This window comes from Blautia faecis (assembly GCF_020554845.1).
GTDB lineage: Bacteria > Bacillota > Clostridia > Lachnospirales > Lachnospiraceae > Blautia_A > Blautia_A faecis.
The window spans coordinates 103,961-118,862 of the sequence record NZ_JAJCIA010000007.1 but is presented as its reverse complement, the minus strand read 5'-3'; the positions used below and the strand labels follow the sequence as shown (position 1 = coordinate 118,862).

Annotated in this window: 14 protein-coding genes and 2 pseudogenes; 4 read left to right on the top strand and 12 right to left on the bottom strand. The window is 39.8% G+C overall.

Annotated features, from left to right (window positions below):
• Positions 1-175: 175 nt before the first annotated feature.
• The 6 genes and pseudogenes from LIZ66_RS05680 to LIZ66_RS19085 form a co-directional block, all read right to left on the bottom strand.
• Entirely contained in the window at positions 176-1,684 is a 1,509-nt protein-coding gene (locus tag LIZ66_RS05680; protein ID WP_173719056.1) for an InlB B-repeat-containing protein, read from the bottom strand.
• Between the two features lie 145 nt (positions 1,685-1,829).
• Complete coding sequence (gene galT / locus LIZ66_RS05675) at positions 1,830-3,320, bottom strand: UDP-glucose--hexose-1-phosphate uridylyltransferase (protein WP_173719055.1); 1,491 nt, start codon at positions 3,318-3,320, stop codon at positions 1,830-1,832.
• A gap of 149 nt (positions 3,321-3,469) precedes the next feature.
• Positions 3,470-5,920 (bottom strand): cysteine peptidase family C39 domain-containing protein, encoded by a 2,451-nt coding sequence (locus LIZ66_RS05670; RefSeq protein ID WP_173719054.1) that lies wholly within the window; start codon positions 5,918-5,920, stop codon positions 3,470-3,472.
• Between the two features lie 11 nt (positions 5,921-5,931).
• Positions 5,932-7,131 (bottom strand): methyltransferase, encoded by a 1,200-nt coding sequence (locus LIZ66_RS05665; protein ID WP_173715847.1) that lies wholly within the window; start codon positions 7,129-7,131, stop codon positions 5,932-5,934.
• 87 nt (positions 7,132-7,218) lie between these two features.
• Complete coding sequence (locus tag LIZ66_RS05660) at positions 7,219-7,500, bottom strand: hypothetical protein (protein ID WP_227227634.1); 282 nt, start codon at positions 7,498-7,500, stop codon at positions 7,219-7,221.
• Between the two features lie 129 nt (positions 7,501-7,629).
• Positions 7,630-7,776 (bottom strand): annotated as a pseudogene (locus tag LIZ66_RS19085) (DUF6783 domain-containing protein); the annotation flags it as partial.
• On the opposite strand from LIZ66_RS19085, the pseudogene LIZ66_RS19080 reads away from it, so the two are divergent.
• Positions 7,714-7,905: pseudogene (locus tag LIZ66_RS19080) on the top strand (DUF6783 domain-containing protein). The pseudogenes LIZ66_RS19085 and LIZ66_RS19080 overlap by 63 nt on opposite strands.
• On the opposite strand, the gene LIZ66_RS05655 reads toward LIZ66_RS19080, so the two are convergent.
• Entirely contained in the window at positions 7,833-8,531 is a 699-nt protein-coding gene (locus LIZ66_RS05655) for a 5'-methylthioadenosine/adenosylhomocysteine nucleosidase (RefSeq protein ID WP_118577995.1), read from the bottom strand. The pseudogene LIZ66_RS19080 and the gene LIZ66_RS05655 overlap by 73 nt on opposite strands.
• Before the next feature lie 204 nt (positions 8,532-8,735).
• Here LIZ66_RS05655 and LIZ66_RS05650 point away from each other — a divergent pair, with 204 nt between their 5' ends.
• Positions 8,736-8,978, top strand: coding sequence for a TIGR03905 family TSCPD domain-containing protein (locus tag LIZ66_RS05650; protein ID WP_118577996.1), 243 nt, complete (start codon positions 8,736-8,738; stop codon positions 8,976-8,978).
• A gap of 50 nt (positions 8,979-9,028) precedes the next feature.
• On the opposite strand, the gene LIZ66_RS05645 is transcribed toward LIZ66_RS05650, so the two are convergent.
• Together LIZ66_RS05645 and LIZ66_RS05640 are read right to left on the bottom strand one after the other, a co-directional pair.
• Entirely contained in the window at positions 9,029-10,645 is a 1,617-nt protein-coding gene (locus tag LIZ66_RS05645) for an MBL fold metallo-hydrolase RNA specificity domain-containing protein (RefSeq protein WP_118577997.1), read from the bottom strand.
• A gap of 55 nt (positions 10,646-10,700) precedes the next feature.
• Positions 10,701-11,243, bottom strand: coding sequence for a hypothetical protein (locus LIZ66_RS05640; RefSeq protein WP_173719052.1), 543 nt, complete (start codon positions 11,241-11,243; stop codon positions 10,701-10,703).
• Positions 11,244-11,363: 120 nt separating this feature from the next.
• On the opposite strand from LIZ66_RS05640, the gene LIZ66_RS05635 reads away from it, so the two are divergent.
• On the top strand, positions 11,364-12,428 hold the full coding sequence (locus LIZ66_RS05635; protein ID WP_173719051.1) for an undecaprenyldiphospho-muramoylpentapeptide beta-N-acetylglucosaminyltransferase: 1,065 nt from the start codon (positions 11,364-11,366) through the stop codon (positions 12,426-12,428).
• A gap of 48 nt (positions 12,429-12,476) precedes the next feature.
• Here LIZ66_RS05635 and LIZ66_RS05630 read toward each other — a convergent pair whose 3' ends face one another.
• Both LIZ66_RS05630 and LIZ66_RS05625 read right to left on the bottom strand, forming a co-directional pair.
• Positions 12,477-13,004 (bottom strand): RNA polymerase sigma factor, encoded by a 528-nt coding sequence (locus LIZ66_RS05630; protein WP_118578000.1) that lies wholly within the window; start codon positions 13,002-13,004, stop codon positions 12,477-12,479.
• A 17-nt stretch (positions 13,005-13,021) separates the two neighbouring features.
• Positions 13,022-13,429 (bottom strand): HIT family protein, encoded by a 408-nt coding sequence (locus LIZ66_RS05625; protein ID WP_118578001.1) that lies wholly within the window; start codon positions 13,427-13,429, stop codon positions 13,022-13,024.
• Between the two features lie 191 nt (positions 13,430-13,620).
• Between LIZ66_RS05625 and LIZ66_RS05620 the strand changes: the two genes are divergently transcribed.
• Positions 13,621-14,310: a sensor histidine kinase gene (locus LIZ66_RS05620; RefSeq protein WP_148462200.1), complete on the top strand. Its 690-nt coding sequence runs from the start codon at positions 13,621-13,623 to the stop codon at positions 14,308-14,310.
• Here the strand turns inward: LIZ66_RS05620 and LIZ66_RS05615 are convergent.
• Positions 14,241-14,879, bottom strand: coding sequence for a rhomboid family intramembrane serine protease (locus LIZ66_RS05615; protein ID WP_226855113.1), 639 nt, complete (start codon positions 14,877-14,879; stop codon positions 14,241-14,243). The genes LIZ66_RS05620 and LIZ66_RS05615 overlap by 70 nt on opposite strands.
• Positions 14,880-14,902: the final 23 nt, after the last annotated feature.

The following is a 14,902-nucleotide window of genomic DNA, read 5'->3' as shown; positions in this document are numbered from 1 at the left end:
AAACACTCATTTCTCTATAGTATAGACTATTCCTCTTATTCGCGCAAGGATATTTTTCCAGGGAATAAAAGAAGATCCTGTCCGTTAAGCTTCGACACTTTTGGACAAAGATCTTCTCTTCTGTAAGTACTTTCCTATTGCAAAGTTGCCTCATTCTCAGTATTTCTCTGAACGTTTAATGCAATATAAGATAATCCAGACAATACTTAAAAATTCGTTTGTAGGTCTTGGTGGTGTAATGAAGTCCATCATCGTCTGGCAGATCAACTCCAGTTCCACTAATATTGGTACCATATCCATTCTCCATCAGATAAGAATACGTGTCAATATATTCAAAAGTGCTGCCAAGAGCACTGCCCACAACAGAATTGAATTTGCGGATTACTTCTTCTTTTCGGATTGCATTTTTACCAAGATATTCGATTGTCTTACTGTTCACCGGATTCACCGACATAAAGAACAGCTTGCAGTTCTTTTTCTGTAAGCTCTCAGCAATCTCCTGATAATAAGAAATATAATCATACATATTTCCAGGATCGTTTACTCCCAGATTAAAAATAACCGCAGTCGGTTTCAACACAGAATAATTCTCTTCTGCAATAGAAAGAATAGAATTCAGCCCTTGAGACTTCAGCCATTCAAGGCCCTTTCCCTCTTCGTATACAAAATCAATATCACGCAGCAGATTCGACTCATAATACCCTGAATTTAAATTTTGCAGCGTTCTCTGCATACGATTGGTCCGGGAGTCTCCTACAAAAATAATGTGATTGTAACCCCGATTGCTTCCATTTCCAATTTTCCAGCTGCTTGCGGATTGCAGAAGCTCTGAAAGAGTCAGGTCTTCCTCAGCGGAACGGTTAAACACAACTGCATATAGCTTTATGTTGCTGTTTACTGTAATAGTATCACCGGCTTCATAACGCGGTGCTGTGCTTTTTCCTAACTGGATATCCCACCCCATAAAGGTGTATCCAGATGCATTTCTTACAGATGGCAATGTATAAGAACTTCCAGATGCTACATTCTCTGTCTTGTAAACAGTTCCATTATTCTTGCACAAAGCCACTGTAAATGTTGTATCTGACTCGTAAACAGCGTATAATTTTATATTTTTTTTGATTCGAATCTTCTGACCCTCTGTATAAGACGCTTGGGACGCATTCTTTTTGGCACTCCATCCAACTGCCTTATAGCCGCTTTTTTGTGGAAGCTCTGGCAAGGTAAGATATCCGTTTTTTGTAACAGCTTTGTTTAGTTTCTTAAATACTGTACTGGTGCTTCCGGTATTATCATAGAAATAAACTTTATATATACCAACTTTTTTACGCACCGCGTACAGATTTATATTCTTTTTCAGACGTATTTTTTTCCCCGCGGCATATACCGCTTTGGTATCGTTTTTCTGAGTGGACCAGCCAAGATTTTTGTATCCGGTAATTGCAGGAACTGCCGGAAGCTTAATTTTTTTCCCGGCACTTACCTTTATACGCAGCTTGGAATAGGATGTTTTTCCACTTTGATTCCAGAATCTGACAACTACGTTCTTAGTGGCCGCCTGTACAGACTGAACACCACTAATCCCAATTTTTCCATCATTTCTAAATGAAACTCCGAACAAAATCAACATTGTGGCCAACAGAACCCGGAAAATCCTATTTTTTCTTTTTGTTTTATTTTTCATAGGCACTCCTCTGCTTTTTAATGTCTCTCCTGCTTTCATCATCTGCACAGAAAATAAATAGTTCTTATTTCATCTTCTGTGCTGTCTTCAGTATAATCAAACGGACACATTCTTTCAACCCCAAAAGATTGTCTTTATGATTTGGTTACAAATTTTCAATAAAACGCATAAATGCAGCTCTGCCCTCTCCTGTACATTTGTAAACACCAGCATCTTCCAGCACGTGAACAAACACATTTCCAACTTCTTTATGAAGAACCTCTTCAATATTGTCTTTATCAAGATGATCGTACTTCGGAAGGAATTCTTTTACCCACTGCTCATGTTTTTCAATCTTCTCATTAGAAGCAACATCCTTGCCATCCAGAATATATTCTTCCAAAAGCTCCAGTTCTTCTTTTAGTCGCGCAGGGAGAACTGCCAAGCCCATAACCTCGATCAGACCGATATTCTCCTTCTTAATATGATGGTACTGTGCATGCGGATGATATACGCCAAGAGGATTTTCTTCTGTGGTAATATTGTTTCGTAGAGTCAGATCCAACTCATACATATCACCTTTTTTACGTGCGATCGGAGTGATCGTATTATGAGGTTCACCATCCGTTTCTGCAAAAATGAATGCAGCCTCATCTGTATAGCCTCTCCAAACCTCCAGCACATGAGTTGCCAGATCAATCAGGCGCTTCTCATCTTTATGACGGATACGAAGTACAGACAGCGGCCATTTTACAATACCAGCCTCCACATCCTCATAGCCCGGAATAGTTACATATTTCTCAATTTCAGCCTTTGCCATAGCAAACGTATAATGGCCGCCCTGGAAATGATCGTGACTGAGAATAGAACCTCCCACAATCGGTAAGTCTGCATTTGACCCCAGAAAATAATGTGGAAACAGCTTCACGAAATCAAACAGCTTGATAAATGTGTTTCTCTCGATTTTCATAGGTGTGTGCTGGAAATTAAATACAATACAATGCTCATTATAATAAACATAAGGAGAGTACTGCATTCCCCACGGACTGTCATTGATTGTGATCGGAATGATTCTGTGATTCTCTCTTGCAGGATGATTTGCGCGGCCTGCATATCCCTCATTTTCCGGACAAAGCAGACATTTGGGATAGCTGCTTGATTTGATAAGCTTTGCCGCAGCAATAGCTTTCGGATCTTTCTCTGGCTTAGAAAGGTTGATTGTAATATCAATTGCTCCATAAGGAGAATCCACAGTCCATTTCTGGTCTTTCTTTACACGATAACGACGAATATAATCACTGTCCTGGCTTAATTTATAGAAATAATCTGTTGCTTCTTCCGGAGATTTCTCATATTTTTCCCAGAAAGACTTCTGTACCTGAGCCGGGCGGGGCATAAGACAGTTCATTAATCTTGTATCAAACAGATCTCTGTAAACCACACTGTCCTGAATCAGACCACGTTCTACAGCTTCGTCTAACAGTTCTTTCAGAACTTCTTCCAGATTAATATCAGAATATTCCTCTGCCGGTTCTGTGTATTCATCTTCTTTAAAAACATCAAGAAGAAGATTTGTTGTATAGTTTTTCTCACAGGCAGGAGTCAGCCCTGTCTCAATTCCATACTGTACCAGTTTTTTAATACTTTCGCTTAGCATTTTTCTGTCCTTTCCTGTTGCTTTATTTTTAACAGTCTGTCCTCCACCACAGACAGACTGTTAACCACCACTTTGCTGCATCTTTCACATCTAGCATTTTTTGCATACATGTTCAATATCGGACTGTACCGGCTTTCCCAACAGCCACTTTAAAGCTTCAGTTTCTCAACATAACTTATAAAAATATTGCCGGCCTTTTCAAACAGCTCCGTACTGTCATTCATACCGTAAGGATAAGTTTCCCCTTTCTGCGGATCGTACAGATATGTGTTATATTCATCATATCCTATGATCACAACACTGGTATTATCCCCGGTCTTGGCAATTACCGGACGCTGGGCGCTGACCTCATATAAGACACTGTCTAATGTACAACCAGACAAATCAATGATAGTACCCTCATCCCCAAGAGCCTCCTGCAGTGCTGTAACATCCAGGGATGCACTCTTCATTGCTTCCGGCACATCCTCCAGATTAAGAGTCAGCTTTGTCTTCTTATTTCCACGCTCCCATACATACTGCTGAGCACGATTCAGCACAACACCAGTCTGATCATCTGCTCTTTGAAGCGCAAGTGCAGGATCTGTGAATGTACTGTCCAATCCTCCTTTTGCATAAACATAGTAAATATCTTCCTCAGGAATCTGCGTATCCAGAATAATACGGTCATCACCTATATTTTTCATTTTTGCATAAACGACTAACGGTTCCTGAATTTCAGGCGTTTCAGTGAGAGCCAGTCGTATCTGAGTTCCGGTTCTGGAATTTGTCACAAGTTCCACGGATACAGTATTGGTCGAGGCTTTGGAATTATTCAGAATATTATCCTTGCTTACTGCTTTGTATCCTTTTTTTGTCTTCTTGGACAACTGAAATTCCATCATAGTGTTTCCCATGGTAATATCAGTTACATACAATCCATCCTGATGATATTCTTTTTTCAAAGTTCCATCAAATCCTTCAATACGGACCGTATGAATCCCCGTAGTCTCATGACCATTATCGTCTGCGATCACATCTCCATCAACTACGATTCCATAAACAAGATCTTCATTCATAAATCCATTCAGCACTAAAGACTGTCCTGAAGATGGTGCAAGACTCCTGGTTTCTAATGTTTCAAAATCTATTTCTTTTATATTTCCGGCGCTTTCACCTTCCTGAATGATCCATGCAGCATGTGCACCTGTATCCGAAACAGCAAAGTCATCTTTTTTAATTCCTTCCTCAAGAACCTCACTGGTACCATCTGAAATGTTTATCTTATAAAGCTTATTTGCAAATAAAAGGTAAAGAGCATTTTCTGTACTGACATAGGATAATGTTCCAAGATCTTCTTTCAGGAATTCGTAGGATTCTGTAGACGGAATAAATACTTTTTCTTCCACCACATTCTGATCATTGCTGTAATGATATACACAAACGCCACAGTATCCTTCCCGAACGCCTCTGTTCATATATCCATAAAGAACAAAGTCCACATCTCCGTTATCTTCCACACGGATGATCTTTATATTATGCTGGTATCTGGAATCCCTGAAATCTCCATCCGTTTCTTTGCGGAAACTGAAAATTCTGGAAAATTTTCCATCATCAGGAGAATAAGACCATAAATCTCCTTCCTGAACAAACGCAAGCACTCCTGCTTTTTCATTCATCATGTATTCTACATTTTTGTCTCTGACACCAAGCAAAAGCCCCTTGTCGGAAATGCTGATGGAGCTTTCCTCAAACACCTGTGATGCGCTTCGTTTAAAATCCAGAAGCATGATTCTGGTTTCAGTATAACGCATCCGGTAAAATTCTGTCACATCATAGATTTCCTGGTTTCCATCTTCATCCAGTGCCGCAATCTGATATTCAACAGAAAGACTGGCTGTGGTTTCATTAATATCCTTCACTACAGGAATTCCCTTTCTGTAAATCTGAGGGTTCAGATTGCCCCAGCTGATCTGGGCAAATGTAGAATTGATATTAATGTCTGTATAGTTGGTAGATGTACTGGATGTGTCTGATTCCAGGTAAGCAGTCAGATCCTCGGCGGACGCTTTATCCAGACATTTTTCATAAAAGCTCGCAACAAACTTCACGTACTGAGCAGCATTCACATTGGATCTGGAAACTACTCTTGTATAGTAATAAGCTGTTCCCTTATTTGTCTCAAGAGATAATTGCAAAGAATACTCCTGGTTCATCAGAAGATCACTGCTCAGCTTAATCGTTGTTGTCAGATAGCTGTCCTGTTTATCCAAACTTTTAATCTTACGATTTTCCAGTACCTTACTGCCATCAGAGGTACGTATCTCATAGGAAAGGCTTTTCACCTTTGTATCATAGGCATTTATAACAAAGGACAGTTCCTTGGATGTATCAATAGGCGTCACACTGTCCCTGGTAAAATCAGACTGCATAGGCTGTGCATAACCATACATCCTGTTTGCATAATTTCCATCAAAATCAACCATTACCTCCGGAAAAACCGGATCATTCATATCAGAGCGGTCATCCGTAGTCTCACTATTCAGCAGGAACGAACTTCCTGCCACGCCGAGAACAAAAACAAACAGGAGAATCACTGCTCTGCGTAAAAATTTAATCATTCTTTCTCCTCTTAACTCTCTGATTGTACCTCCCCTTCACGGTACAGAAGTCTTTCCAGTGTAGGATTTATATGCAGTTCCTTCATAAGCTGCACTGTACTCTTCATATCTTTTGGTTTGCCTGTCTTTACAGCACGGATCAGCAAATTCTTGGGTGTATGCTCCATATCAATAAATTCCAGAATCTGAGTTTCGTACCCCATACTTTCCAGCAGATTGGCTCGAATTCCATCTGTCATCAAAGCAGCCATTCTCTCCTTAAGAATGCCATATTTCAGTACAGGCTCCAACACTTCATTTTTTATCTGTCTATTTACCTCATGCTGACAGCAGGGTACAGACAAAATAACTTTCGCTCCCCATTCCACAGCCTTCGCAAGAGCATAATCTGTAGCTGTGTCACAGGCATGCAAGGTTACTACCATATCAACAGAAGAAACACCTTCATAATCAGCAATATCTCCCTGATAAAAATGCAGTTTTTCATATCCATACTTTACTGCAAGATGATTACATTTTTCTATTACATCTGTTTTCAGATCCAGACCAATAATATTTACATCATAACCTTTCAGTTCTCTCAGATAGTAATACATGGCAAATGTAAGATAGGACTTTCCGCATCCAAAATCAAGAATGGTCACTTCCCGCTGTTGATCCAGTCTTGGAAGAATGTCCTGAATAAATTCCAGAAATCGATTGATCTGTCGGAACTTATCGTATTTTTGGGTAATAATCCTGCCTTCCTTATTCATAACACCAAGATCAACAAGAAAGGGGACTGGAATATTTTCCTTAAGTATGTACTGCTTTACACGATTGTGGGCCAATATCTGCGTGCCCTTGCTGAAGGTCTTGTCCTTTCCGAAAGCCAGACCTTTTCCATTTTCGGGATGACGTCTGGTCTTTATGGTCATCTTTCCTTTTTTGCTTACCAGAATAGTTCCATCCAGCGCCATCCCACTTGCCTGAAGCTGAGAAAAATCATGCTGCAGCCCCGCTTTTAAATATGAAATCAGTTCCTCTCTGGAATAATTTTTATGGAGCACCTTCGTCCCTACAGTTTCAGAAGCCTGATAAACCACCTTCCCCCGGATTTCTACCGGGCGTATTTTTACTTTGGATGGTCCGTCCCCTCTGCTGCCGCTTAGGATAGCTTGACACAGCTGTTCATTTATCTGTTCCTCTAAATATTCATCTATTGTTTTCATTTTTATTATAATTATTTTCTTTTATATTCTGTAATCGTTACTGTTCACTCCGCTCACAGCAACCTCTAATTGTCATTTTGATGCGTCTTATCTGTAAAAATCTCCCCTGCATCTTCTTCGTCGGCATCTTCTTCGTGATATTTCATGAAAAAGAAGCACTTCTACCAGATCACCAAGAAGTCCATCAGACATTGCTTCCATATCAGCCTCTGATTTTACTTCATCCACGATCTTCCTTCCAAGGTGATACAACATAAACCTGTCAGGATATTCATCGTAAAGCCGGCTGCCTTCATAATCCTGAAGATCACATTCTTCTTCCACTTTTTCCTGTATCTTTCTGGCAGTGTCCGGATAGTAGGATTTCATCAGAAAAAATTCCTCTTCTTGTTCCTTTTCTCCCCGGTAGAGCAAGGGATTTGCATAGCTTGTGTAAAATGGATAAAAATCTTTATATATCATATCAGCAATTTCGATTCCTTTTCCATTTCACTCTCATTATATGCAAGCTTCCGTTTTTCGGTCAATTGCACCATTTTTCAAATACGCGCCAAAGCGTGTTTGAAAAAGGCTTTCTGCAAGATGTACGTCACAATTTGTGGAAGATTTTGCCCGGATGATGGCGCCGTAGCGGGCTACGGCAACTGAATTCGGGAAAAATATACCGCAAAGTGGGGCGTGCAGATTGCGGGAATGATTTTTCAAATACGCGCCAGCATATTTAAAGTAAGCCTCACACTATGGTCAACAGCTGCTTTCTCAAATTCGCTGTAATCCATCTGCGCACTTCCATCAGCCTTATCAGAAATAGCACGGACAACCAGAAACGGAATTTCATTTAAGTATGCTGCCTGTCCAATGGCTGCACCTTCCATTTCAGTCGCATATGCTGAAAACTCTGATACAATTCGATTCTTAACATCCTGATCGCAGACAAACTGGTCTCCAGAAGCAATTCTTCCTTCAAATACCTGAATATCCGGATTTACTTCCTTACATACTTCTGCAGCAAGTCTGCGGAGATTATCATCTGCATTAAAGAAAAATACAGGCATTTGCGGAATCTGTCCCTTGCGGTATCCAAATCCGGTAGCATCCATATCATGCTGTACAACATCTGTGGAAAGAACAATATCACCGATATTAATATTTTTATTTAAGCTTCCTGCAATTCCTGTATTAATGATCGCATCTACTGAAAATACATCTGCCAGAATCTGAGCACAGATACCAGCATTTACCTTGCCAATTCCGGAACGCACTACAACAACCTTTTTCCCAGCAAGTATTCCCTCATAAAAATCCATGGAAGCTTTTTTTATAATTCGTACATCTTCCATTTTTTCTTTTAAAATCGCAACTTCAACTTCCATTGCGCCAATAATACCAATTGTTTTCATTTAGCATTCTCCTCTGTTTTTGAAAGTTAACTGCTTCTTCATCTGACATTATACCAAAACTTCTTGCTATATCCAACTTAAATTTGGCATGGAAACTTATAATATCTTCTGCTATAATGAGAGAAGGTGCAAAGCTATTGCTGTTCATAACCTGACCAGCGTTCCTGAGCTCCTGATTTTACATAACGATTGGAGGAAAAAACAATGGAATATAAAACAAAAGGTGTTTGTTCTATGGCAATTCAATATGATATTGATGATGAACAGAAAGTTCACAATGTGAAATTTATTGGTGGATGTTCTGGAAATACACAGGGAGTTGCCAAACTTGTAGAAGGTATGCCGGCGAAAGAAGTAATTGCACGCCTGGAGGGAATCCAGTGTGGACGCAGACCTACTTCATGCCCAGACCAGCTTGCCACTGCTTTAAAAGAAGCGATTTCATAATTACTTCCCCGGGATTTTTGTCCCGGGGATTTCTTTTCAGACTGTAACACTTACCCATCAGTTCTGTCCCATTTATCACATAAAGATTGGACATCCCTTGAAAACTTCTCCAGATCTTTGTTTGCACAGCCCTCGTTTTTGCGTATGACGGAAAGCAGTCTGTATCCAAGCGCAAGCAACTTTTCGTATACCTTTGCAGCCTTAGATGCTTTTTGTAACGCAGCAGGCTTCTGTATCTTAACGCCCTCTGCCTCGTACAGAAATTCGCCTTCAGCCAGATCAAATTCTGTTCCACTGAATGGCGCATATGCATCATAGTTCATCTCATCACGCAGTCTTGCAGCAAACAGTTCTGTCACAGTATCCTCGCCATGAGTAACAAACACTTTCTGAGGCTTTACTTCAAATGCTTTTATCCAGTCAACCAGACCATTTACATCTGCATGGCCACTGATTCCCGGCATACGGCAGATTTTTGCTGCAACGTGCACCGGTTCACCAAAGAGTTTTATTTCCTGAGTTCCTTCCAAAAGGGCGCGTCCCGGAGTTCCAACAGCCTGATAGCCCACAAAAAGAATGGTGCTGTCCTCCCGCCACAGATTATGTTTCAGGTGATGTTTAATTCTTCCTGCATCACACATTCCACTGGCAGAAATAATCACCTTACAGTCATCATCGAAATTGATTGCTTTTGAGTCTTCACTTGTTACGGATATCTTCAAACCAGGAAAGCTAAGAGGATTGATTCCTTTTCGAATAAGTTCCAGAGCCTCGTCATCAAAACAATCATATTTATGAATACCGAAAATATTTGTTGCTTCATTTGCAAGAGGGCTATCTACAAACACTTTAAAATTATCATGCCCGTGAATAAGGCCTTCTGCTTTTATCTGTCTGATAAAATACAGCATCTCCTGCGTTCTTCCCACTGCAAAAGAGGGAATTACCACATTACCGCCCCGGTCAAAGGTCTCCTGAATGACATCTGCCAGAAGGCGCACATAATCTGGTCTCTCTCCGTGGCTCCGGTCTCCGTATGTAGATTCCATTACCACGTAGTCTGCTTTTCTAAAATAGGCAGGGTCTTTTATAAGCGGCTGATTTTTGTTTCCTATATCTCCCGAAAATACAATTGTTTTTTCAACTCCAGCTTCACAGATATTCACCTCAATACTGCTTGATCCAAGAAGGTGACCTGCATCAATAAACTTTACTCTCAGCCCCTCGCCAAGAATTATTCCAGTCTCATATGGACAGCCTACAAAATTACGAATAACCCCTAATGCATCCTCCATGGTATAAGCTGGAACAAATTCAGGCTTCCCCTGACGTTTTGCCTTGCGGTTACGCCATTCTGCCTCAAACATCTGGATATGGGCACTGTCACGGAGCATAATATCGCAAAGATTACAGGTTGCCTCTGTGGCATATACAGGTCCTTTAAAGCCTTTTGCGTAAATAGCAGGAAGATTTCCGGAATGATCCATGTGTGCATGTGTTAAAAGCACAAAATCTAATTCTCCCGGAGGCACAGGAATATCTTTATTTTCATAATAATCAGGTCCCTGTTCCATTCCACAGTCTACAAGAAACTTTTTTCCTGCTGCTTCCAGATAATAGCAGCTCCCGGTAACTTCATGTGTTGCTCCAATAAAAGTGATCTTCATACAGATTCCCCCTTTTACCCGAACTCTTACTTATATTACATATATTTTTCTGTTTTTATGGCATAACATCTTCACTATTTATAATATGCTGAACAGAGCTGACAAATTTCGCTGAATCAGCCTGGCTTGCCATACTTCCGGCAAGAATACCGATTGCAGCAAGAACTGCAATCCCTGCTGCCTTTCCATATTTGTACCAGGGTTTATTTTCTTCTTTTTCAAACTGACGTAGCTTATCAGAAAATCCTGCAATAAAATCAATTTCCTCAGCTGAACTTTCTGTTGATTGAGCATCTTTTAAATTTTCCTCTTTGGACGCCTCGTTCCGGAATCCTGGAAACTTCACTATTTCAGCAGTCTTTGTATCATTATTCATAGCTTTTGCAGAATTGGCCTCATTTATTTTATCTTCATCCAGTTTGCCTTCTGCTTTCATTTTCTTTAAAAACTGCTGATACGCCTCATCCAGTTCCTCATCCGAAATCTCAAAATCATTTGCAGCATTTCCAAGAAGACTTTCTTCTATCATTTTTGCTTCTTTGATCATTTCAGCTTCTAACAGACTGTCGGTTTTCTCTCCTATCTTTTTTTTGTTCATTTTTTTCTCCCAGATTTTTTTCTTTTCTTGACAATTCCCTTTTAGGGGTTCATATTTATTAAATAGGTCGCTATTCACAAAGTGAACTGTAACTATTAAACACTTATTCAGGAGGATCCTATGAAGCATATTATCCTTACCGGCGGTGGTACTGCCGGACATGTTACCCCGAATATTGCTCTGATTCCCGCTTTACAGGAAAAAAGTTATAAAATTTCTTACATCGGCTCCTACAATGGTATTGAAAAACAGCTTATTGAGGAGCTTGGTATTCCTTACTATGGAATTGCTTCCGGTAAATTAAGACGATATTTTGATTTGAAAAACTTTTCAGATCCATTTCGCGTTATAAAAGGCTATTTTCAGGCTAAAAGTCTTATGAAAAAATTAAAGCCTGATGTAGTATTTTCCAAAGGTGGCTTCGTAACAGTACCAGTGGTAATTGCCGCAGGCAAACGCCACATTCCGGCAATCATTCATGAATCTGATATGACTCCGGGACTTGCTAATAAGCTTTGCCTTTCTTCCGCCACAAAAGTCTGCTGTAACTTTCCAGAAACTGTAAATAATCTTCCAAAAGATAAGGCAGTTCTTACAGGTACTCCTATTCGTCAGGAGCTTCTCCATGGTAATAAAGAACACGCTCGCGCATATTGTGGTTTTACTTCAGATAAACCAGTTCTTTTGGTAATTGGCGGCAGTCTGGGTGCTGCTTCTGTAAACGAAAATGTACGAAAAATTCTTCCTGAACTGCTGAAAGAATTCCAGGTTATTCATATTTGCGGCAAGGGAAAAACGGATGAAAGTATCCAGCTGACAGGTTATGTCCAATATGAATATGTTCAGGAACAGCTTCCTGACATGTTTGCATTGGCAGATGTAGTAATCTCCCGTGCAGGAGCTAATGCTATCTGTGAACTTGCCGCACTTTCAAAGCCAAATCTCTTAATTCCATTGTCCGCAAAGGCAAGCCGCGGTGATCAGATTCTCAATGCCCGCTCCTTCGAGCGCCAGGGTTACAGTATGGTACTGGAGGAGGAAGAGATTACAGAAGCGTCTCTCTTAGAGGCAATCCGCAAACTCTATCAGGAACGTAATAAATATATTGCGGCTATGTCTGCAGGCAAAAACTTAAATTCTATTCAGCATATTGTGAATCTCATTGAAGAATGTATTCATTCCTGATTTTACACTGCATACCTCTGTTATTTAACAGAGGTATGCTTTTTAATTTTACTCTTTTTCCAGTCTTAAAATTTCTGCTAAAAGCCATTTTCTGGCTCTAAGTACTCTGTTATTTACATTATTTCTTGTATAGCCAAATTCGCGCGCTACTTCTTCAGTAGATACACCTTCCATTACAACTCGCATAAAAATCATATAGTTAATTAAATTTTTCCGTCGCAGGCCTTCAAATGCCATTGATAAATATTTCTGTTTTTCCAGCCCCAGTAATGCCGCTTCTGCGCTTTCTGTAGTACGATACTGCAATTCAGCCACATCATTGTCAAACATTACTTCCCGCTTTACATATGATTTTCTCAGGTAGTCCCTTCCTTTATTGGTTGTTTTCCATACCACCAATGCGTGAAGCTTTTCTTCGCTGGAAGCATCCAGTCTCTCTTTTATTTCGTAAAAGTATGAAAATACCTCCTGTGTAACATCCTCGGCTGTAAAACGGCTTTGTACAATTCCATTTGCGATTTTAACAGAGACTTTATAATACCGTCTGTAAAATGTGTTAAATTCTTCGCTATTCATCTTGTGTACCCCGTTTTCTAGCAGCTTTTCAATTTCTCCAGGATTTCATTTTTCACCTCGTCTGTTAAAGTTCCAGGTTTCCAGGTAATTCCCACCTGATCTCCTTCATATCTCGGAATCAGATGCATATGAAAATGAAAAACAGTCTGTCCTGCCGGTTCGCCATTATTTTGTACAATGTTAAAACCATCGCACTTTAACGCCTCGGTCATTTTTGTGGCCATTTTCTTTGCCAGAATCATTGCTTTCGCAGCCATATCATCTGATATCTCATAGATATTAGCCGCATGCGCTTTCGGCAAGATCAAGGCATGTCCTTTACTTGCAGGACCCAGATCCAGAATTACTCTGAAGTCTTCATCTTCATACAATGTTGCTGATGGAATCTCTCCGTTTGCAATTTTGCAAAAAATACAATCACTCATAGTCTTATCCTCCCAAATAGAATATATAAATTATACGTCTGATAATAGCGAAAATCACATTTTTTTCCAAAATTTTTTAAAAAATTTTTGGAACAGTATTTTTTATTTCTGTCGAATAATCTCGATTTTTTAAGTACGATTTTATTTGTCATTTGTCCACTTCAATGATACACTTCACTTGAGGTGAGCTTATGAAAAATAATTTAATCTTAAACAAAAAACAGGATGAATTTCATCTGATACTATCACGATTTTCCCATGAGATACGCAATCCCATAGCACTTATTAACAGTGAGATTCAGATGATTGAAGACACACATCCTGAAGTTGTCTCATTTGATTACTGGAATGATATTACAGCTAATCTGGAGTATACCAAAGAATTGTTAAATAATCTTTCGGATTACAATAATGCCCATAAACTTGAACGGAAAAGAACTGCTTTTACTGCCTATCTTAAGGAAATTATTTCCAGTATCCAGCCCACTTACCAGTACCTGGGCATTACCTTAAAAACTGATATTTCGCCCTCACTGCCTGCCCTCTTTATTGATCCCGTTAAATTAAAGCAGGCTTTACTGAATCTGCTCAGAAATGCAGCAGAAGCAATTTCCAGTGCTGATGGAAAAGTAAAATTATGTGCTTTTTCCAGTGACCAAAGGGTACATATTGTCATAACTGACAATGGATGCGGCATACCGGAATCACAGCTGAATGAAATTTTTACTCCATTTGTAACATTCAAAGAGGGTGGAACCGGACTGGGGCTGGCAATCACCAGAGAGATCATCCAGGCTCACAGCGGAAACATTTATGCAGAAATTGAATCCGATGGGGAAACATCCTTCCACATTGTTCTGCCAGAAAAATTTCCCGGATGATAAAGAACTGCCGCCAGGATAAATCCACAAACCATGCCGCCAACATGGGCTGCATTATCTACACCAGTACTTGTAAAACCGAAATACAATGAGAATCCGGCCATGATCATCATCTGTCGTACGGAAATATCCTGAATTCTTCCATGATTTCGAATAACTACATAGAGCATTGCTCCCATTACTGCAAAAACGGCACCAGAGGCACCAGCTGACACTGCATAATCCGCTGATTTCATTTCCATAATAAAAGAAAAAATATTTCCACCAAGACCGCCAAGAAGGTAAATTAAAATAAATTTAATCTTCCCTACAACCGGTTCCAGGCGCTGTCCCAGTACAAAAAGGACAAGCATATTATTGGCAATATGATAAATTCCAAAATGCAGAAACATACAGGTAAATAACCTGTATATCTCTCCATTTTCAAGAATCAGCGGTGGATAGGCGGCTCCACACTCAATCATGTGAGCAGTATTTTCTGATCCGCCGGTAAAATCAACAACAAGAAATATCAATATATTCAGAAGTATAAAAAGAACCGTTATTGGTTCTTTTTTTATTTCTTCCACGCCATCACCTCGATATTTTCAGT